Annotated in this window: 20 protein-coding genes and 1 other RNA gene; 13 read left to right on the top strand and 8 right to left on the bottom strand. The window is 57.3% G+C overall.

Features of this window, described 5'->3' with window-relative positions; genetic code table 11:
* Nucleotides 1–2 precede the first annotated feature (2 nt).
* On the top strand, nucleotides 3–458 hold the full coding sequence (locus tag AC2FH9_RS13255) for a nucleoside deaminase (protein ID WP_496871839.1): 456 nt from the start codon (nucleotides 3–5) through the stop codon (nucleotides 456–458).
* 25 nt (nucleotides 459–483) lie between these two features.
* On the opposite strand, the gene AC2FH9_RS13250 is transcribed toward AC2FH9_RS13255, so the two are convergent.
* Both AC2FH9_RS13250 and AC2FH9_RS13245 read right to left on the bottom strand, forming a co-directional pair.
* Nucleotides 484–1,461 (bottom strand): nuclear transport factor 2 family protein, encoded by a 978-nt coding sequence (locus tag AC2FH9_RS13250; RefSeq protein WP_496871837.1) that lies wholly within the window; start codon nucleotides 1,459–1,461, stop codon nucleotides 484–486.
* A gap of 7 nt (nucleotides 1,462–1,468) precedes the next feature.
* On the bottom strand, nucleotides 1,469–2,161 hold the full coding sequence (locus AC2FH9_RS13245; protein WP_496871834.1) for a metal-dependent hydrolase: 693 nt from the start codon (nucleotides 2,159–2,161) through the stop codon (nucleotides 1,469–1,471).
* A 58-nt stretch (nucleotides 2,162–2,219) separates the two neighbouring features.
* On the opposite strand from AC2FH9_RS13245, the gene AC2FH9_RS13240 reads away from it, so the two are divergent.
* Nucleotides 2,220–2,876, top strand: a complete 657-nt coding sequence (locus tag AC2FH9_RS13240) for a ceramidase domain-containing protein (RefSeq protein WP_496871832.1) — start codon at nucleotides 2,220–2,222, stop codon at nucleotides 2,874–2,876.
* On the opposite strand, the gene AC2FH9_RS13235 is transcribed toward AC2FH9_RS13240, so the two are convergent.
* Together AC2FH9_RS13235 and AC2FH9_RS13230 are read right to left on the bottom strand one after the other, a co-directional pair.
* Nucleotides 2,867–3,430, bottom strand: coding sequence for a DUF4202 domain-containing protein (locus tag AC2FH9_RS13235; protein ID WP_496677713.1), 564 nt, complete (start codon nucleotides 3,428–3,430; stop codon nucleotides 2,867–2,869). The two genes, AC2FH9_RS13240 and AC2FH9_RS13235, sit on opposite strands and share 10 nt — an antisense overlap.
* A gap of 136 nt (nucleotides 3,431–3,566) precedes the next feature.
* Nucleotides 3,567–3,725: a hypothetical protein gene (locus tag AC2FH9_RS13230; protein ID WP_496677714.1), complete on the bottom strand. Its 159-nt coding sequence runs from the start codon at nucleotides 3,723–3,725 to the stop codon at nucleotides 3,567–3,569.
* Nucleotides 3,726–3,952: 227 nt separating this feature from the next.
* On the opposite strand from AC2FH9_RS13230, the gene gatC reads away from it, so the two are divergent.
* The 7 genes from gatC (at nucleotide 3,953) to AC2FH9_RS13195 (ending at nucleotide 8,829) form a co-directional block, all read left to right on the top strand.
* Complete coding sequence (gene gatC / locus AC2FH9_RS13225) at nucleotides 3,953–4,240, top strand: Asp-tRNA(Asn)/Glu-tRNA(Gln) amidotransferase subunit GatC (RefSeq protein ID WP_039536649.1); 288 nt, start codon at nucleotides 3,953–3,955, stop codon at nucleotides 4,238–4,240.
* 3 nt (nucleotides 4,241–4,243) lie between these two features.
* A complete protein-coding gene (gene gatA, locus AC2FH9_RS13220; protein ID WP_496750249.1) occupies nucleotides 4,244–5,731 on the top strand; it encodes an Asp-tRNA(Asn)/Glu-tRNA(Gln) amidotransferase subunit GatA in 1,488 nt (495 codons plus the stop codon).
* Between the two features lie 39 nt (nucleotides 5,732–5,770).
* Entirely contained in the window at nucleotides 5,771–6,463 is a 693-nt protein-coding gene (locus AC2FH9_RS13215; protein WP_496694768.1) for a hypothetical protein, read from the top strand.
* Complete coding sequence (locus tag AC2FH9_RS13210; protein ID WP_496750316.1) at nucleotides 6,414–7,130, top strand: N-acetylmuramoyl-L-alanine amidase; 717 nt, start codon at nucleotides 6,414–6,416, stop codon at nucleotides 7,128–7,130. Before AC2FH9_RS13215 ends, AC2FH9_RS13210 begins: the two co-directional genes overlap by 50 nt.
* A 123-nt stretch (nucleotides 7,131–7,253) precedes the next feature.
* An RNA gene (rnpB, locus tag AC2FH9_RS13205) (RNase P RNA component class A) lies at nucleotides 7,254–7,645 on the top strand.
* A 281-nt stretch (nucleotides 7,646–7,926) separates the two neighbouring features.
* Nucleotides 7,927–8,094 carry a 50S ribosomal protein L33 gene (gene rpmG, locus AC2FH9_RS13200; RefSeq protein ID WP_007799108.1) on the top strand — a complete coding sequence of 56 codons (168 nt, stop codon included), beginning with the start codon at nucleotides 7,927–7,929 and terminating at the stop codon, nucleotides 8,092–8,094.
* Nucleotides 8,095–8,322: 228 nt separating this feature from the next.
* The gene (locus tag AC2FH9_RS13195; protein ID WP_185956682.1) at nucleotides 8,323–8,829 is read left to right on the top strand and encodes a hypothetical protein; all 507 of its coding nucleotides are present in this window, start codon (nucleotides 8,323–8,325) and stop codon (nucleotides 8,827–8,829) included.
* A gap of 157 nt (nucleotides 8,830–8,986) precedes the next feature.
* Here AC2FH9_RS13195 and AC2FH9_RS13190 read toward each other — a convergent pair whose 3' ends face one another.
* Together AC2FH9_RS13190 and AC2FH9_RS13185 are read right to left on the bottom strand one after the other, a co-directional pair.
* Nucleotides 8,987–9,763: a Bax inhibitor-1/YccA family protein gene (locus AC2FH9_RS13190; protein ID WP_496694770.1), complete on the bottom strand. Its 777-nt coding sequence runs from the start codon at nucleotides 9,761–9,763 to the stop codon at nucleotides 8,987–8,989.
* A 181-nt stretch (nucleotides 9,764–9,944) separates the two neighbouring features.
* Nucleotides 9,945–10,154, bottom strand: a complete 210-nt coding sequence (locus tag AC2FH9_RS13185; RefSeq protein WP_142636743.1) for a DUF1127 domain-containing protein — start codon at nucleotides 10,152–10,154, stop codon at nucleotides 9,945–9,947.
* A 125-nt stretch (nucleotides 10,155–10,279) separates the two neighbouring features.
* Between AC2FH9_RS13185 and AC2FH9_RS13180 the strand changes: the two genes are divergently transcribed.
* A complete protein-coding gene (locus AC2FH9_RS13180; protein ID WP_142636745.1) occupies nucleotides 10,280–11,161 on the top strand; it encodes a LysR family transcriptional regulator in 882 nt (293 codons plus the stop codon).
* A gap of 7 nt (nucleotides 11,162–11,168) precedes the next feature.
* On the opposite strand, the gene AC2FH9_RS13175 is transcribed toward AC2FH9_RS13180, so the two are convergent.
* Nucleotides 11,169–12,125 (bottom strand): NADPH:quinone oxidoreductase family protein, encoded by a 957-nt coding sequence (locus tag AC2FH9_RS13175; RefSeq protein WP_496750248.1) that lies wholly within the window; start codon nucleotides 12,123–12,125, stop codon nucleotides 11,169–11,171.
* 339 nt (nucleotides 12,126–12,464) lie between these two features.
* Between AC2FH9_RS13175 and AC2FH9_RS13170 the strand changes: the two genes are divergently transcribed.
* The 3 genes from AC2FH9_RS13170 (at nucleotide 12,465) to AC2FH9_RS13160 (ending at nucleotide 15,121) form a co-directional block, all read left to right on the top strand.
* A complete protein-coding gene (locus AC2FH9_RS13170) occupies nucleotides 12,465–12,836 on the top strand; it encodes a helix-turn-helix domain-containing protein (protein ID WP_142636749.1) in 372 nt (123 codons plus the stop codon).
* Between the two features lie 44 nt (nucleotides 12,837–12,880).
* Entirely contained in the window at nucleotides 12,881–13,672 is a 792-nt protein-coding gene (gene hisN / locus AC2FH9_RS13165; protein ID WP_496785640.1) for a histidinol-phosphatase, read from the top strand.
* A gap of 114 nt (nucleotides 13,673–13,786) precedes the next feature.
* Nucleotides 13,787–15,121 carry an 8-oxoguanine deaminase gene (locus AC2FH9_RS13160; protein WP_496871828.1) on the top strand — a complete coding sequence of 445 codons (1,335 nt, stop codon included), beginning with the start codon at nucleotides 13,787–13,789 and terminating at the stop codon, nucleotides 15,119–15,121.
* On the opposite strand, the gene guaD is transcribed toward AC2FH9_RS13160, so the two are convergent.
* On the bottom strand, nucleotides 15,118–16,407 hold the full coding sequence (gene guaD / locus AC2FH9_RS13155) for a guanine deaminase (RefSeq protein WP_496701812.1): 1,290 nt from the start codon (nucleotides 16,405–16,407) through the stop codon (nucleotides 15,118–15,120). The genes AC2FH9_RS13160 and guaD overlap by 4 nt on opposite strands.
* Nucleotides 16,408–16,521: the final 114 nt, after the last annotated feature.

Below are 16,521 nucleotides of genomic sequence, written 5' to 3'. Positions count from 1 at the left end.
GCATGGAGTTCAAATCGTACATGGATATCGCGCTTGAGCAGGCGCGCGAAGCCGGTGAACGCGGCGAAGTTCCGGTAGGGGCTGCTATCGTGCTGGGCGACCGGGTTGTCGCCGTGGCAGGGAATCAGACACGCGAGTTGAACGACCCAACCGCACATGCCGAGATACTAGCCCTGCGCGCCGCCTGTGCTGCGACCGGATCGGAACGCCTGATTGACCACGACATCTATGTCACACTGGAACCCTGCGCGATGTGCGCCGCGGCTTTGGCCGCCGCTCGTGTTCGGCGGATCTATTACGGGGCCTCTGATCCCAAATCGGGTGGGGTAGCTCACGGGGCGCGGGTGTTTTCCCATCCACAGTCGCACCATAAACCCGAAGTGTTTGACGGTATTGCCGCCAAGGATTGCGAAGCCCTGCTGCGCGAATTCTTCACCAAAAAGAGGACCAGTAAATAATCTGGGTTGGGACCGGCCTGCGGTGCTAGGGTTTGGCCCAGTCCACGCGATAGACCGTCTGTGGCCCACCGAACCCCTTTAGTTGAGCGGAAATCGGAGCGCTGAACTGTAGCCCGGCGGTCGCGCCCAGCAGCAATCGGGTAACGTCGGTGACAAGAATTTCATTCGCGCCACAAAGGCCAGTCACCCGTGCGGCCTTATTGACCACTGATCCAAAGAAATCCTCGTCCCGCTGAATGACATCGCCGGTATGAATGCCAACCCGAAGACCCAAGGGTATATCCGACTGTAGGGCCGCATTTTCCCTCTGGAATTCGGTCGCCGCTTGGATCGCGTCGTGGACAGAGGAGAAGATCGACATCGTGCCATCCCCAAGTGATTTGACCAGTCGGCCGCCATGGGTGTGAATCAGGTTTTCAGCCAGATCGAAATGGCTGGATATGAGTGCGGTCCATTTGTGATCTCCGACCTGACGCGTGATTTCAGAAGAACCCGCGATATCAGTAAACATGACCGATGCCGCGCCCTCTTGTTGATCCTGAGTGAATTCCTGTCGAGCTGCCGCGATCAATGCGTTCAGCGCTTCATGCTCGATCCCGATTTTCTCCATGTTCGAAGTCGGGTTGGAGACATGCATCTGGATCATCTTCCAGACACTGTTTTCCAGATGCAATACAAAGGTGAACCTATGGAGTGTGGCTTTGCCGTTTGATGTGAATGCAAGTGTTGCTTCGCAATGGGCCCATCCTATGTCTCCGCATTCAAACGCCTCGAGCGAATGTTCGTCCCAGCTGAAATCCGGAATTTCGCGGGTGTGGTCGGCAAAGCCCTGGCGGAACACCTGTCCGGACCAGCTTTCGCCATCTGCCGACCCCTGATACCGCAGATGTTCAGATGACGAGAGCAGGTTCATCAGCGCGGCGCGATCCTTGAGGCGAACCGCATCATTCCAGCGCCGTATGACAGCGACCAGTTCTGGAGAGGGTGTTACCGCGTTACTCATCAAGCGGCTACAGCTTGATGGCTTGCATCAGCTGCGGTTCGATCACCTCGACACCCGGCAAACCGTCCGCCAGCACCTGCGCGGATTGTTCCAGAATCGGGAAGGTCTTGTAATGGCAGGGAATCACGGTTTTGAAATTGAAATAGCGCTTTGCAGCATACGCGGCGCCTCTCATGTCCATGGTAAAGTGGCCCCCTGCGGACAGGATACCAATATCGGGATTATAGTAATCCCCCATCCAGTCCATATCGGCCATGATATCGGTGTCGCCCGAAACATAGAGCATGTGCCCCTCGGATGAGATCATGAAACCGACCTCGCTGCCGCCGGTTCGCAGCCCGTCTGGGATCGAAAATGTCGAGCTGTGCGAGGCGGGTACCATCGAGACCATAACACCGTTCAGGTTGACCGTGCCGCCTTTGTTGAAGCCGACTGTTTCCAGACCCTCGGCTTCGCTCCAGTACCCCATTAGGTCATACTGACCGACCACGGGGACGTTCAGATGTTTGGCCAATGAGACAACGTCAACAACATGATCGAAATGCGTGTGTGTCAGCAGGATATGTGTCGCGTCTTCCAAAGCAGCGTCATGCTGATCTTCAGGCAAAACGGGGTTGCCGGTCAGCCAAGGGTCGATCAGAAGAACCTGTCCTGCTGTTTCAATGCGAAAGCTGCCATGCCCAAGCCAGATGATATTCATGAAAAGCACTCCCAAATGAACTGTTGGCTGCAGACTAGCATCGGGTATGTAAAATTTCATGGATTGGTTTCGGGAAATTGACAGTTATTGCGAGCGTTTATCGCCTGCCTATTGGGCAGAGCCGATAAATGCGGTTACGAATGCCGCCTTTTTGATTGCGGCTTTCATTATGTGGCGGCGGGTGCGCGGGCCGGGGATGCCATTGACAAAAATGCTTGTGGTTATCCTGGTCGGCATCGGAATTGGCAGTTATTTGTTTCACACCCATGCACAGGTCTGGTCCGCGTTGGCGGATACAGCACCCATCCTGCTTTTTATTCTGACCTATATTTTTGCAATGAATCGCGACGTCTGGCAGTTGCGGCCGCTTTACGCGGGGATCGGCGCGGCCCTGTTTGTGCCATATGCCGCTGTGACGATTCCGGTGTTCCAACTGATTCCGGGTCTGGGCGGATCGGCCGCCTATGCTCCGGTGCCGCTATTGATCCTGATTTACGCCGTCCTGTTGTCGAAACGCCGGCCTGATACCGCCCGCGGGCTGGCGACCGGCGCAGCGATCCTGATTGTGTCGATCACCTTTCGCGCTTTGGACGCACCGATTTGCACGCAGTTCCCGACTGGTACGCATTTTCTGTGGCACATCCTGAACGCCACGATGTTGGGCTGGATGATCGAAGTCTACCGCAGGCACCTAAGCCGTACGTCTCAGGCCTGAAACGCAGCAGCCAGTTCTGCGGGCAGGTCAAATTCGGCCAGAACCCTGGTGCGTGCATCGGATGACATCTTACGCGCGGTTTTCTCGACAATGCTGAGGATTTTTTCCTGCGAGTGCTTTTCGGCGAAGGGAGCGAAATACCATTTGAGGAACACAAAACAGGCCACATCTTCCAGCGCCTGCACCTCGATGTCACGTTTGATACCCTGCTTGCGCACCATGCGTCCGGCGTCTTGGATTTCGTTTTCTTCAAATCCGCACTGCTTCATCAAGGTCATGACGGTTTGCGCATGGTGTTCGCCCTGCGCCTTGCGCCAAGCCAGATACCCGGCGCGCCCTTCGGGATATTCACTTCGGGCCAGCTTCCAGCGTTCAACATGTTGCCCGCGTGCGGCGATCTCAAGCGAGTTCGATGCATCGGGAAAAAGCCTGGCCAGTTCAGCGCTCATGCGTTGTCCGTAAAGCAACGCTGCGGGTTGGCCGTTCTCTAAGGTTGGATCTTGGGTGTTGGCTGCGTCGATTGCGTCCAGGACTGCCTGTTTTCGCGCGCTCATTCTATGCTCCGTGGGCTTGCCGGAAATCCGGCGGTGTGTTCGGACGCATCGTAGCGAGTCGGCAAATCAAACGCAGCAGTCAAATGCGAAATTCCGGGTCGGAGAGGGGGGATCCGACCCGGACGAAGTTGTGGCGTCAGTTACCCAGCTTCGTTTTGTCCTGTGTAACTGGTTCGGAAACCTGATCGGGGAAAGACAGGTCGCGGGTTAGCGAACCCATGGTGGGTCCGAATGCCTGAGCTTGCGCAGCAAGAACAGTAGTGGCCAACACAAATGCGGTCATGAGCGTTTTCATCATCTTACTCCAGTTAGTGGCTGTGCCATGCTGTAAGAAGTGAACGGCGCGGTTCACTTTTTCAAGGCGGATTCTGAACTAATTGGTTTACTTTTGTGCATAGGCGCTATGCATTTTTGTATGGCTAAGCCACCTCCTTGCATAGAAGGGGCAGAACAACCGCCTGCTACCCTTGCGACCGAGGCATCAGACAGGTAAATGCCCCCTGACGCATATGAGGTTTTCCGATGTCGATTGACCAAAGCACCGCCGCAAAGGTGGCCAAACTGGCCCGGATCAAGGTCGAGGATGACGCGCTGCCTGCGCTGGCATCCGAGTTCAACACCATTCTTGGGTTCATCGAACAGTTGAATGAAGTGGATGTCGACGGTGTCGAGCCGATGGTTTCGGTCGAACCGATGCGCCTGAAGCGCCGCGAGGATGTGGTCACCGACGGCAACCAGCAGGACAAGGTTCTGGCCAATGCCCCCGACGCACGCGAAGGTTTTTTCGCAGTCCCCAAAGTGGTGGAGTAAGATATGAGCGATCTGAACAAACTGGGCCTGGCCGAGGCCCGCGACGCGCTGCGTGCCGGTGATGTCACCTCGGTTGAGCTTACCGAAGCCTGCTTGACCGCCATTGATGCCGCCGATGCGCTGAACGCTTTTGTCCACAAAACGCCAGAGCTTGCGCTGGAACGCGCCAAGGCTGCGGATACGCTCATCAAAGCAGGGGATGCCCCGTCGATGTGCGGTCTGCCGATCGGCATCAAGGATCTGTTCTGCACCAAGGGCGTACCCTCGCAGGCGGCCTCGAAGATTCTGGAAGGCTTCAAGCCGGAATATGAATCCACCGTTTCGCAGCAACTGGCCGACGCCGGTGCCGTGATGCTGGGCAAGCTGAACATGGACGAGTTTGCCATGGGCAGCAGCAACGAAACTTCGGTCTATGGCAATGCGGTCAGCCCGTGGCGCCGTGGAAATGACGACGCACAGCTGACACCGGGCGGGTCCTCCGGCGGGTCGGCTTCGGCGGTGTCGGCTGATCTGTGTCTGGCCGCCACTGGCACCGATACTGGCGGCTCGATCCGTCAACCAGCGGCTTTTGTCGGGATTACTGGCATCAAGCCGACCTACGGCCGGTGTTCGCGCTGGGGCATCGTGGCCTTTGCATCCTCACTGGATCAGGCCGGGCCGATGACCAAGAATGTCCGCGACGCGGCGATCATGCTGGAAACCATGTGCGGTCATGACCCCAAGGATTCCACCAGCGCCGAACTGGCCGTCCCGAATTTCGAGGCCATGCTGACCGGCGACATCAAGGGCAAGAAGATCGGTATCCCCAAGGAATACCGGATGGACGGCATGCCCGCCGAGATCGAAAAACTCTGGGCAGATGGCGCGGCGATGCTGAAGGACGCAGGGGCCGAGATCGTCGACATTTCGCTGCCGCATACCAAATACGCGCTGCCCGCCTATTACGTGATTGCGCCTGCCGAGGCGTCCTCGAACCTGGCACGCTATGATGGTGTCCGCTATGGCCGCCGCGCGCAGTTGGGGCAGGGCGACGGCATCACCGAGATGTACGAGAAAACCCGCGCCGAGGGCTTTGGTCACGAGGTTCAGCGCCGGGTTATGGTCGGGACATATGTTCTGTCGGCGGGTTTCTATGACGCCTATTACAACCGCGCCCGCAAGGTCCGCACGCTGATCAAGAAAGATTTCGAGGACGTTTTCGCCGCCGGTGTCGACGCCATCCTGACCCCGGCCACGCCGTCGGCGTCGTTCGGTCTGGGTGAAATGACCGAGGCGGATCCGGTTCAGATGTATCTGAACGACGTCTTTACCGTGACGGTCAACCTTGCTGGTTTGCCGGGCATTTCGGTTCCTGCAGGTCTTGATTCTCAGGGTTTGCCGCTTGGTCTGCAGCTGATTGGCCGTCCATGGGACGAAGGCGATTTGCTGAACACGGCCTATGCGCTGGAAAGCGCTGCGGGCTTTGTGGCCAAGCCGGGGAAATGGTGGTAATCCTCTAATCAACAAGACAACGTAGAACGGAGCAGCTGGATGCGCTTTTCGATTCTGATCCCCGCAATCGGGCTGATGGCCGCCTGTAACACGGTGGCTCCGGTTCAGGGTACAGGGTTCAACACCCCGACTTATCAGGCGCAAAGAGAAGCTGAGCTGGCAGGGCAGGGCGGCACTGGAAGCCCTCTACCGGAACCCTATGAGGTCTCGCAACAACCTCTGGGGTCGTCCACATCGGGCGCGGATGGCGCTGACCTGGCCACGGCCACTGCTGCAGCGCTTGCAAGCACCTCGACGCAGGCGACCGCCACTTCAGCATCGGTGCCGACTGCCAGCAACAGTGGCATCTCTGACGAACAGGATTTTGCTGCGGTTTCTGAACGTCGCAGTATCGAAACCGATGCTGCTCGAATCGAACAGAACAGCCAAACCTATGAGGTTGTCGCCCCAACCGCGGTTCCGCAACGCGGAGCGGATGGTCAGCCAAACATCGTCCAATACGCGCTGAGCACATCCAATCCGGTCGGTGCCCAGCTTTACAGCCGTGCGGGGTTCAACCTGCAGGCCAAGGCACAGCGGAATTGCGCGAAATTCCCATCGGCGGACCAGGCGCAGATCGAGTTCCTGTCAAATGGCGGTCCCCAGAAGGACCGCAAGGGGCTGGACCCTGATGGCGACGGATATGCTTGCGGCTGGGATCCCAGCCCGTTCCGCAGTGCCGTCAACAACTGATCCAAAGCCCATCTGGCACCCATCCCCCAATTTCGGAGATCGCCGGGATGGGCTGACGCCGTCATTGATCGTTTTGCACTACACCGCAATGGACAGTGCACAGGCTGCGCTGGATCGCTTGTGTGACCCGGCCTTCGAAGTCTCTGCGCATTACCTGATCGGTTCCGATGGCACGCTTTGGCAAATGGTGCGCGAAGAGGACCGGGCCTGGCACGCCGGGGCAGGAGAGTGGCGCGGGCGAACCGATATCAATTCGCGTTCGATTGGGATAGAACTGGACAATCTTGGCACCCATCCTTTTCCCGAACCTCAGATGACCACGCTTGAGTGGCTTCTGGCCCGTATCATGGCCCGATGGGCGATTGCACCGGACGGGGTTATCGGCCATTCCGACATGGCTCCGGGGCGCAAGGTCGACCCCGGCCCTCGCTTTCCCTGGCAACGGCTCGAACATCTCAATCTTGCTGGCCAACGTGGCCAGGATGACGGCCCGCAAGAGGCCTCGATGCCGCTGTTCCGTGCGTTGGCGCAACAGATGGGCTTTTCGCCCGAAACGGACGACGACACGCTGCTTGCCACCGTGCGTCTCAGATACCGCCCTTGGACCAAAGGCCCGTTGGAACCTGCGGATTTCACCCCGCTCGGCCATGCGGCGCTCTGGACCTGATCGGCTTTTCATCTGACCAAAAATATCTCGGGGCTGAATTGACCGCAGGCCAAGAAGGGGCTGCCCCTTAACGCCCTATCGGCCCTTGACGCGGCCTGACACTGCGCATACCCACGTCTCCGCGCGGAGGGCCGGATGGCTGCTGGGGCGTAAGCCCGAGAGGAAAGTCCGGACTCCACAAGACAACGGTGCCGGGTAACGCCCGGGCGGGGCAACCCGACGGAAAGCGCCACAGAAATCAGACCGCCATGCGTGCATGGTAAGGGTGAAACGGTGGGGTAAGAGCCCACCGCGCCCCTGGCAACAGGGGTGGCACGGCAAGCCCCACCGGGAGCAATGCCAAATAGGGTCCCCACGCGGGCAGGTCGGCGTCCGCCGATACCGCCGCTAAGTGCGTCTTGGCCGAGAGGGACCGGGTTGGCAGCTTGAGCCGTGCAGCAATGCACGGCCTAGAGGAATGGTCATCGAAGGGGGCAACCCTGGAACAAGATCCGGCTTACAGGCCCTCCGCGCGTTAATATTGCTAAGACGAATCGCGTTGTTCCACAGGTGGGTCACGGCTGGAGTCATCCTTTGATACAGGTCTTGCTGTGGCTGCTGAGCTGGCATCCCTTGTGGCCGAAATGGCCGCGTTAAGGTCTGCGATAAGCTGGGTGCAGGGACGATCTTGTGTTTTGATGAAATCTGCGCCGATCTACCCGAATTCAGGTTGACTCGGCTGCATGACCGGGTAAAAGCGCACGCTCATAGGAATTCAACCGAAAGGCCCCTGCCTTTTCGGACGCAGGAGATAACCATGGCGAAGCCGACGACAATCAAGATCCGTCTGAACTCGACCGCGGGCACGGGCCACTTCTATGTGACCAAAAAGAACGCGCGCACCATGACCGAGAAAATGACCGTTCGTAAATACGATCCGGTCGTTCGGAAGCATGTCGAGTACAAGGAAGGCAAGATCAAGTAATCTGCCGTCCAGCTTGGACAGAATAACAAGGGTCCTGTTTCGACAGGGCCTTTTTCGTTTGCGCGACGATGTTTCATACCTGAATCTATCGGGTCAAGGCAGCCGGAGCGCGCTTGGAGGCCGTTGCAGCGAAGCATCAGCAGCCGAGGCATTCGTTTGCCCGCTGGGTTGCTTTTTGGAATGTATTGCAACTACGCTTGAGCTAACCGTTCCAAAATGTTGGCCGTCATGAAAAAAATCTTGTTATCCACAGCAACTATTCTGGCTCTCGCAGCCTGTGAAGACCCCTATAACCGCGAGGGTGTTGGCTTTACGGGCATTGATGGTGAGCCGCGGAGCATCAGCGAAGTGCCGGGTGCGGCGGCGTTTGTTCCAGAGTCCACCAATGTTCCCGCAGAGTTGGCAGAGCTGCCCCCGGTCAGAGTTTCAACGGACGAGACCGATCCGGGTAAAATTGCACGTGTTGCAATAGAAAATGGCGCGCGCAGCGATACCAGCGCAGTAGTCGTTTCCGGCTCAGATACAAACCTGTTCCTGAGCACTGTTGAAGTGAACGGAACGCTTTTCGGCGTCGTGCGTACCGAAAATAGCCGCACCAGGGTTCCGAATACGATTGGTGCAAACTTTGGTACTGGCGCTGAACAATTCACTGGCTGCTTGCCTGTCGGCGACGTTTATCGCAAAGGTTCAGAAAAGCGCAGCTCCGGATTTGCTGTTCAGTTGAACTGCAGCTAAATTCATATTGCTGTGGAATTGAAGGGCCTCTCATCGTCAGGATGAGAGGCCTTTTTTGTTGCGGCATTCGAGCCTAAAGCCAGTGCGCTAACCAGAAAGAACAAAGGCGGACCAATCGGCCCGCCTTTGACATTTTCAAAATGGTTGGTGGTCCGGACTATTCACGGCTTCCAAACAACTGCAGCAGGAACATGAACATGTTGATAAAGTCCAGATACAGGCTCAGCGCGCCCATGATTGCGGCTTTACCCAACCATTCCTGGTCGCCCGAATGAGCCATCTGCAGGTAGGTGGTTTTGATCTTTTGCGTGTCATAGGCGGTCAGACCAGCAAAGATCAGAACGCCGATCACCGAGATCGCGTACATCATCGCGGGTGACTGCAGGAAGATGTTTACAACCATCGCCACGATCAGGCCAATAAGACCCATGATCAGGAATGTACCCATTCCGGACAGGTCTTTCTTGGTGACGTAACCGTACAAGGATAGTCCTGCGAAAGCGATCGACGTGATCAGGAACACCTGAATGATCGACATGCCGGTAAAGGCAATGAAAATCCAACTGATCGACAGGCCCATCACTGCTGCGAATGCATAGAACACCAGCTGTGCAGCTGCGGCGGACAAGCGGTTGATACCGGCGCTAAAGCCAAAGATGAACGCCAGCGGTGCAAACATGATCACCCAGCGCAGAGGCGATGTATAGATCGCGGCACCCAGCGACGTCAGATAGGTGCCCGAGTTTATTTGCCCGGCTGCCGCCGATGGGTCGGTTGTGGTAGCTAGCCCGGAAACGGCCCAAGCCGCCATGAATGTAATCAGCATGCCCACGGACATTGTGCCGTAGACTTTGTTCATATGGGCGCGCAGGCCCTCGTCAATCTGGGCAGCGCGCGTACCGGTCGCCGTCCGGATCGTGTCAAATTGTGCCATTAAAAGGTCTCCCTCCACATATTCTTTTTGCGTCCCGATGTCAGGCCGCGCTCCTCGCAAATATCGGCAAGTGCGGGCTGTGTTTCAAGGGTTTAACGCGGGAAACAGGCTAAAACACGCAACAAAAATGGCGGCTTCGAGGTGTCAGCCGCCATTCAGTGGTAAAAGTAGTGGATTAGGTTCATTTTTGCCAGAATTCCGGAGCATCCCATATGCGGCGTTTTGCTTCGGCTTCGGCCTCTTCACGGGTAATGCCGATATCGAGAAGGGCGCGGTCGTCCAATCTGGCGAGCTGACAGCGTTGGCGCCGTAGCGATAGCGCATCCAGAACAGAAGTGAGCTTAAAGCGCTGCCGTGGCTTGCAATATGTTGAAGCTGTGATTTGCGTCATAGCCTTGTCCTTTCGGTTTTGCTGATGTGTTGTGCCTATTGCATCAACTTCCTTGATTTATATGGAGGGCTGTGACACATTTTGAAAATGAATATTATTGAACACATCCATAAGGAATCGTGAAGATGCGAAATCTGGACATCACCACTCTCCGCTCCTTTGTGGCAGTTGCCGATCAGGGTGGCGTGACGCGGGCAGCCGGTTTCCTGCACCTGACACAATCTGCCGTATCGATGCAGCTAAAGCGGTTGGAGGAGCTTTTAGGTCTGGAGCTGCTGGACCGAAGTGGCAGAACCATCGCGCTGACAGCGTCGGGCGAACAGCTTTTGGCCTATGCCAGACGCATGATCTCGTTGAATGACGAGGTGATGTCCAAGCTGACGGATCAGGCCTATGAGGGCGAGGTCGTTCTTGGTGTGCCGCATGATATCGTCTATCCGGCGATCCCCCGGGTGCTGCAGCGGTTCAACGCGGATTTCCCACGCGTCCGTGTGCAGCTTATCTCCTCCTATTCGCTGCAACTGAAGGATATGTTTAAGCGCGGAGACTGCGATTTGATCCTAACGACCGAGGCGACAGTGGGGCAAGGGGCCGAGACGATTGCCGAGCTTCCTTTGCGCTGGATTGGTGCGCCGGGCGGGTCTGCCTGGCGAAAACGGCCCATTCCGCTAGCGCTTGGGCGTCGGTGTCTGTTCAGGCCGCAGGTCATTGCTGCGCTGGACGCGGCTGGAATTCCCTGGGAGCTTTCGGTGGAAACCGAAAATGACCGTACTATCGAGGCAACGGTCAGCGCCGATTTGGCGGTTCATGCCATGCTCGAAGGGACAGAGGCCGCACATCTTGCCCAGATCGATTCAGGTGGCGTCCTGCCAGAGCTTCCCGCGCATATGATAAATTTATATGGCGGCGAAACCGGTCGCGGAGCCGTGGTTGAGGCGTTGGCGACGCTGGTGCGCCAGAACTTTCGTTTGCTTGGGGGGGTGCCGCTCAAAGCCGTTGTCGGTTGATCATCCCTCAGGGGGTTATGACGACTTTCCCGGTGGCCGTCCTGTCGCGCAGCATGGCCAGTCCGCGTTCGGCTTCGGACAGGGGCAGAACATGGCTGATATGCGGTTTGATGCGGCCCTCGCTATGCCAGCGAAACAGCGTTTCAAAGCTGTCCGTCACAATCTGAGGTCGAAACTTCAAGTAGCCTCCGATGTAGAGCCCGATAACTGTCAGGTTCTTGACCAGTAGGTGGTTGGCCGGAATTTGAGGCACCTCACCGCCCGCAAAGCCAATGGGCAAGATGCGACCTTCGGGGTTGGTCGCGCGAAAGGCGGCTTTAAACACATCGCCGCCGATCGCGTCATATACGACATCCGCGCCTCCTAATGCCTGGACACGGGCGCGGAGATCTTCGGATGCGTCGATCAGATGATCGGCCCCGGCCCTCTGTGCCACCTTGAGTTTCTCACTGCCGCGCGCCTGCGCAATAACCGTGGCGCCCATAAGCTTGCCGATCTCTACCGCCGTCAGGCCGACGCCACCTGCCGCACCGGTCACCAGCAGGGTTTCGCCGGGCCTGAGCCGCGCACGATGATCCAAAGCAATATGGCTGGTGCCATATGTGATCTGAATTGCGGCGGCGTCTTCAAAGCTCATAGAGTCAGGGATTGCGATTGCACGATCGGCGTCGAACACTCCGAATTCAGCAAGGCCGCCCTGGCCGGAATAGACAGCGACGCGGTCACCCGGGTTCAGGTGGCGTACATTGTTTCCAATTTCTCGAACAATCCCTGCGACTTCCATGCCCAAGGAAAAGGGCGCCACCGGGGTGTCCTGATACGTCTCCTTCTGCATAAGGAGATCCGCAAAATTCAAACCGCAGGCTTTGATTTGAATGCAGACCTGGCTGTCGCCGGGTTCTGGCGGGTCAATATTGCAAAGCTGGGCCTTGGCCCCGTTGGTCTGGATATGAAACGCCAGCATGATTTGGCTCCGTCTTTTCGGGCATAGGTCAGTGCTGTCGTGGTCTTGTCAATCTGTTACCCTGCTGAAGACCCCGTTAATCCGGTGTTGATCGGGTGATTGTTTCTAGATTGGAAGCAACGTGTGCGCGGTATTCACAACACAACTATAAACCATTGTTTGTGGAAACAGATTCAACCTTCTTGAAAAAAGCGCCAAAAAACGTAATAGTGCGCTATGGTGCTGATTTGGGGGGCATGTTCCAAATTAGGGAGTGGTTAAGTCGGGCTCGCTAATGTTGCGGTAACAAAGCATGTTGCGCACCCGTTTCAGTTGTGTGTGTAAGGGAGGATAGTACCAATGACCCATCACGTCGATGTCCATGTGGGCAAACGCGTCAGGCATCGCCGCTGGCTGATTGGCATGACCCAACAGCAGTTGGCACAGCAAGTTGGTATCAAGTTTCAGCAAATCCAGAAATATGAAACCGGTGCCAATCGAATCAGCGCGTCTCGTCTTTGGGACATTGCCGAGGCATTGGATGTTCCCGTCAGTTTCTTCTTTGAAGGCCTGGAAGAGGTCGAGAAAGGAAGCTCGGATAAGAAATCGGTACCTGCAGACCTTATGGGCGACAAAGAGGCCCTGGATCTCGTCCGCTCTTACTATGCCATACCGGAAAACCAGCGTCGCCGCTTGTTCGAGCTTGCGCGCGTTCTGAGTGATGTTGCCTGATTTCGCGGGTTGACTCTGATCCTGACGGAACGCACGGGTAGCGTATGGATAAGATGTCGCTGAGTGATCTTGAAGTAGCTGAAGAAATGGCCGACGCGGCGCGTGCGGCCATTCTTCCTTTTTTCAGGCAGTCTAATCTTGAGACTTCGAATAAGCTGGATCAGGGATTTGATCCGGTCACTGTCGCCGACCGCGCAGCTGAAAAAGCTATGCGCGCGGTTTTGGCCCGACATCGGCCCCAAGATGGAATCTTTGGCGAGGAATATGGGCAGCACGAGGGGCAAAGTGGCCGAACCTGGGTTCTGGATCCGATCGACGGCACCCGAGGGTTTATCAGCGGGACACCGACATGGGGGGTTCTGATTGCGCTTAGCACGCAGGACGGGCCAATCATGGGGATCATCGACCAGCCGTATATCGGGGAACGCTTCATCGGCTCGGCGGATATCGCGCGAAGCCATGGTCCTACGGGCGATATGTCCCTGAAGACCCGTTCAACACTTTCTCTGGACCAGGCAATTCTGTTCACGACCTTCCCCGAGGTCGGCGCGTCGGAAGATCGTGCCGGGTTTGAGGCTGTGTCACAGCACGTACGCCTGACCCGCTATGGGATGGATTGCTATGCTTATGCTCTGCTTGCAGCGGGTCAGGTGGATTTGGTGATCGAAGCAGGTCTGAACGCCTATGACATTCAGGCGCCAATCGCCGTGATTCATGCGGCTGGCGGTATCGTCACAGACTGGCAAGGCGGCCCCGCCCATAATGGCGGTCGGGCTCTGGCGGCGGCAAACCCGCAGATCCACGCGGCGGCGCTGGAAATTCTGCGCAACTTCTGAAAACTGTTGCGGCGACCCGGCGAGCGGATTAGCCTTAATCCGGCTGGTTCTTGTGCCCGTTTTCCGCCAGCTTTTGCACTCCATGCATGAAACGGGCGATGCAAGGAGAGCACGATGACCGATATCCTCATCAAAAATGCAGACACGATCCTGACCATGGATGACCAGCGCCGTGAGCTTTCTGGCGCGGATATTCTGATCCGAGATGGACAGATTGAACAGATCGGCCATGGGTTGCAGGCGAGCGCTGAGATCCATGATGCAAGCGGATGTGTGGTTACGCCCGGCCTCGTGAACACGCACCACCATCTGTACCAGACCCTGACCCGCGCCGTTCCTGGCGGGCAGGATGCGCTTTTGTTCGGATGGCTGAAAACGCTCTATCCGATCTGGTCGCGATTTGGCCCCGAAGAGATGTTCGTATCCGCCCAGATCGGTTTAGCCGAGCTGGCGTTGACGGGATGCACGCTCAGTTCCGACCACTTATATTTATATCCGAACGGTGCGCGTCTGGATGACACTATTGCTGCGGCTGCCGAGGTTGGCCTGCGGTTCCACCCAACACGCGGCGCGATGAGTATTGGCGAAAGCGATGGCGGCCTGCCACCGGATGCTCTGGTCGAGGCCGAAGCAGATATTCTCGACGACATGATCCGCGTGGTTGACGCGTTTCACGACCCTTCCGAGGGTGCAATGTGCCGCGTCGGGCTGGCCCCGTGTTCGCCGTTCTCGGTCAGTCGCGATTTGATGCGGGACACGGCCATTCTGGCCCGCGACAAGGGCGTCATGCTGCATACCCATCTGGCCGAGAATGACGAGGATATCGCCTATTCGCAGGAACAATTCGGCTGCCGCCCCGGTCAATATGCCGAGGATTTGGGCTGGACCGGCTCAGATGTCTGGCACGCCCATTGCGTGAAACTGGACGGGGCAGAGATTGATCTGTTTGCACGGTCCCGCACAGGCGTGGCGCACTGTCCCTGTTCGAACTGCCGGTTGGGCTCGGGGATAGCACCGGTAAGGTCGATGCGAGATAGTGGCGTGCCTGTGGGTCTTGGCGTCGATGGGTCGGCCAGCAATGACAGTGGCAATCTGATCCTCGAGGCGCGGCAGGCTATGTTGTTGCAGCGTGTCGCCAGCGGTGCCGATGCCATGTCCTCTCGCGAGGCGCTTGAAATTGCCACGCGGGGTGGGGCGGATGTCTTGAACCGACCTGATTGCGGCCGTCTGGCTGTCGGAAAGCGTGCCGATATAGCCATTTGGGATACGCGCGGCATCGAAAGCGCGGGCAGTTGGGATCCGGCAGCCCTGTTACTTGCCGGTCCGACGAGGGTAAAGCACCTGTTTGTCGAAGGCCGTCAGATCGTGCGGGACGGGCAGATCGCAACGCTGGATCTGCCCCGGGTGATTGAACGGCAGAACCGATTGGCCCTTGCCTTGCAATCCTAGGTCCTGACAGGTTGACCTGCGATCCAAACCTCGGCAATCGCCCTGTCATCGCCCATCATGATGGTGGGAAAGAGGGCCTCCCACAGGTCATCGGCGCAGGCCTCGCGCTGAGCTATGGCCGGGGTGGAGGCGAGATCGAGCACGATCAGGTCGGCCTCCATTCCCGGGGCGATATTGCCGATGCTGTCATCCAGCCTCAGCGTTCGGGCCGACCCTATGGTGCCCAGCCACAGCAGTTGCGCGGCGTGCAGCGGCGTTCCGCGCAGTTGTCCGATCTCATAGGCCGATGCCATCGTGCGCAGCATCGAGAAACTTGAACCGCCACCAGTATCCGTTGCCAGACCAACCCGGTGTCCGTCGCGCATCAACCCTGCCATGTCGAACAGGCCTGACCCGATAAAGGTGTTTGAGGTCGGACAATGGATCAACGCAGCGTCGACCTCACGCAGTCGGTCGCGTTCACGTGCCTCAAGGTGGATGACGTGGCCATACAGGCCGTTGGGGCCCAGCAGGCCGAACTTTTCATAGGTGTCCAGATAATCGCGGGCGTCGGGAAACAGCTCGCGTACCCAGGCAATTTCATCAGTCTGTTCGCTGAGATGGGTTTGCATCAGGCAATGGGGATGCTCTGCCCATAATGCGCCCATGGCCTCTAGTTGTTCGGGTGTGGAGGTGGGTGAGAAACGCGGCGTAATCGCATAGGACAGGCGGTCGATCCCGTGCCATTTCTCAAGCAAAGTCTGGGATTGGTCATAGGCAGTTTGCACGGTATCTCTCAGGCCATCGGGTGCGTTGCGATCCATGCAGGTTTTGCCCGCAACCACACGTTGACCGCGTTGTTTGGCCGCAAGGAAAAAGGCATCAACACTCTCGGGATGGATGGTGCAATAGCTGCACATCGTGGTGGTGCCGTGTGCCGCTGTCAGGTCCAGATACCGGTTGGCAATCTCAGAGGCATAGGCTGCATCCCCGAATTTCATCTCTTCGGGGAAGGTATAGGTGTTCAGCCAGTCGATCAGGCGTTTGCCCCAACTGGCGATCATGGCGGTCTGCGGATAATGCACATGCGCATCAACAAATCCTGCAAGGATCACGTGCTGACCATGATCCACGACTTTTGCCTCGGGGTGGGCATTGTGCAGACTGTCGGCATCCGATACGCTGGAAATCCGACCGTTTTCGATCAGAACCGCTTCGCTGATTTTGACAGCCTCGGTCGGTTCGCCCTCGAACGGGGTGCCAGTGAAACTCAGGACACGCCCTTTCAGCAGCGTTTTTTGCGCCATACTCATTCATCTCCGCCTGTCTGGGACTGCGAAACAGCATAGGGGCAGGAAAGTTGTCGGTAAATCGGCGCATTGTCATTGTTTTCCGGTAGCTGCTTCTTCTATTTAGGGGCC

It is taken from the genome of Ruegeria sp. CDSC081 (genome assembly GCF_059610485.1).
This window is presented reverse-complemented; position numbering and strand designations above follow the sequence as displayed.

What these genes read in the sequence shown, in the direction of transcription:
- hisN (WP_496785640.1), top strand. Translation starts at nt 12,881, where the DNA reads ATGGATAAGATGTCGCTGAGTGATCTTGAAGTAGCTGAAGAAATGGCC.
- guaD (WP_496701812.1), bottom strand. Translation starts at nt 16,407, where the DNA reads ATGGCGCAAAAAACGCTGCTGAAAGGGCGTGTCCTGAGTTTCACTGGC.
- AC2FH9_RS13245 (WP_496871834.1), bottom strand. Translation starts at nt 2,161, where the DNA reads ATGAATATCATCTGGCTTGGGCATGGCAGCTTTCGCATTGAAACAGCA.
- AC2FH9_RS13195 (WP_185956682.1), top strand. Translation starts at nt 8,323, where the DNA reads ATGAAAAAAATCTTGTTATCCACAGCAACTATTCTGGCTCTCGCAGCC.
- gatC (WP_039536649.1), top strand. Translation starts at nt 3,953, where the DNA reads ATGTCGATTGACCAAAGCACCGCCGCAAAGGTGGCCAAACTGGCCCGG.
- AC2FH9_RS13170 (WP_142636749.1), top strand. Translation starts at nt 12,465, where the DNA reads ATGACCCATCACGTCGATGTCCATGTGGGCAAACGCGTCAGGCATCGC.
- AC2FH9_RS13235 (WP_496677713.1), bottom strand. Translation starts at nt 3,430, where the DNA reads ATGAGCGCGCGAAAACAGGCAGTCCTGGACGCAATCGACGCAGCCAAC.
- rpmG (WP_007799108.1), top strand. Translation starts at nt 7,927, where the DNA reads ATGGCGAAGCCGACGACAATCAAGATCCGTCTGAACTCGACCGCGGGC.
- AC2FH9_RS13175 (WP_496750248.1), bottom strand. Translation starts at nt 12,125, where the DNA reads ATGCTGGCGTTTCATATCCAGACCAACGGGGCCAAGGCCCAGCTTTGC.
- gatA (WP_496750249.1), top strand. Translation starts at nt 4,244, where the DNA reads ATGAGCGATCTGAACAAACTGGGCCTGGCCGAGGCCCGCGACGCGCTG.
- AC2FH9_RS13255 (WP_496871839.1), top strand. Translation starts at nt 3, where the DNA reads ATGGAGTTCAAATCGTACATGGATATCGCGCTTGAGCAGGCGCGCGAA.
- AC2FH9_RS13250 (WP_496871837.1), bottom strand. Translation starts at nt 1,461, where the DNA reads ATGAGTAACGCGGTAACACCCTCTCCAGAACTGGTCGCTGTCATACGG.
- AC2FH9_RS13240 (WP_496871832.1), top strand. Translation starts at nt 2,220, where the DNA reads ATGGATTGGTTTCGGGAAATTGACAGTTATTGCGAGCGTTTATCGCCT.
- AC2FH9_RS13210 (WP_496750316.1), top strand. Translation starts at nt 6,414, where the DNA reads ATGCTTGCGGCTGGGATCCCAGCCCGTTCCGCAGTGCCGTCAACAACT.
- AC2FH9_RS13230 (WP_496677714.1), bottom strand. Translation starts at nt 3,725, where the DNA reads ATGAAAACGCTCATGACCGCATTTGTGTTGGCCACTACTGTTCTTGCT.
- AC2FH9_RS13180 (WP_142636745.1), top strand. Translation starts at nt 10,280, where the DNA reads ATGCGAAATCTGGACATCACCACTCTCCGCTCCTTTGTGGCAGTTGCC.
- AC2FH9_RS13185 (WP_142636743.1), bottom strand. Translation starts at nt 10,154, where the DNA reads ATGACGCAAATCACAGCTTCAACATATTGCAAGCCACGGCAGCGCTTT.
- AC2FH9_RS13160 (WP_496871828.1), top strand. Translation starts at nt 13,787, where the DNA reads ATGACCGATATCCTCATCAAAAATGCAGACACGATCCTGACCATGGAT.
- AC2FH9_RS13215 (WP_496694768.1), top strand. Translation starts at nt 5,771, where the DNA reads ATGCGCTTTTCGATTCTGATCCCCGCAATCGGGCTGATGGCCGCCTGT.
- AC2FH9_RS13190 (WP_496694770.1), bottom strand. Translation starts at nt 9,763, where the DNA reads ATGGCACAATTTGACACGATCCGGACGGCGACCGGTACGCGCGCTGCC.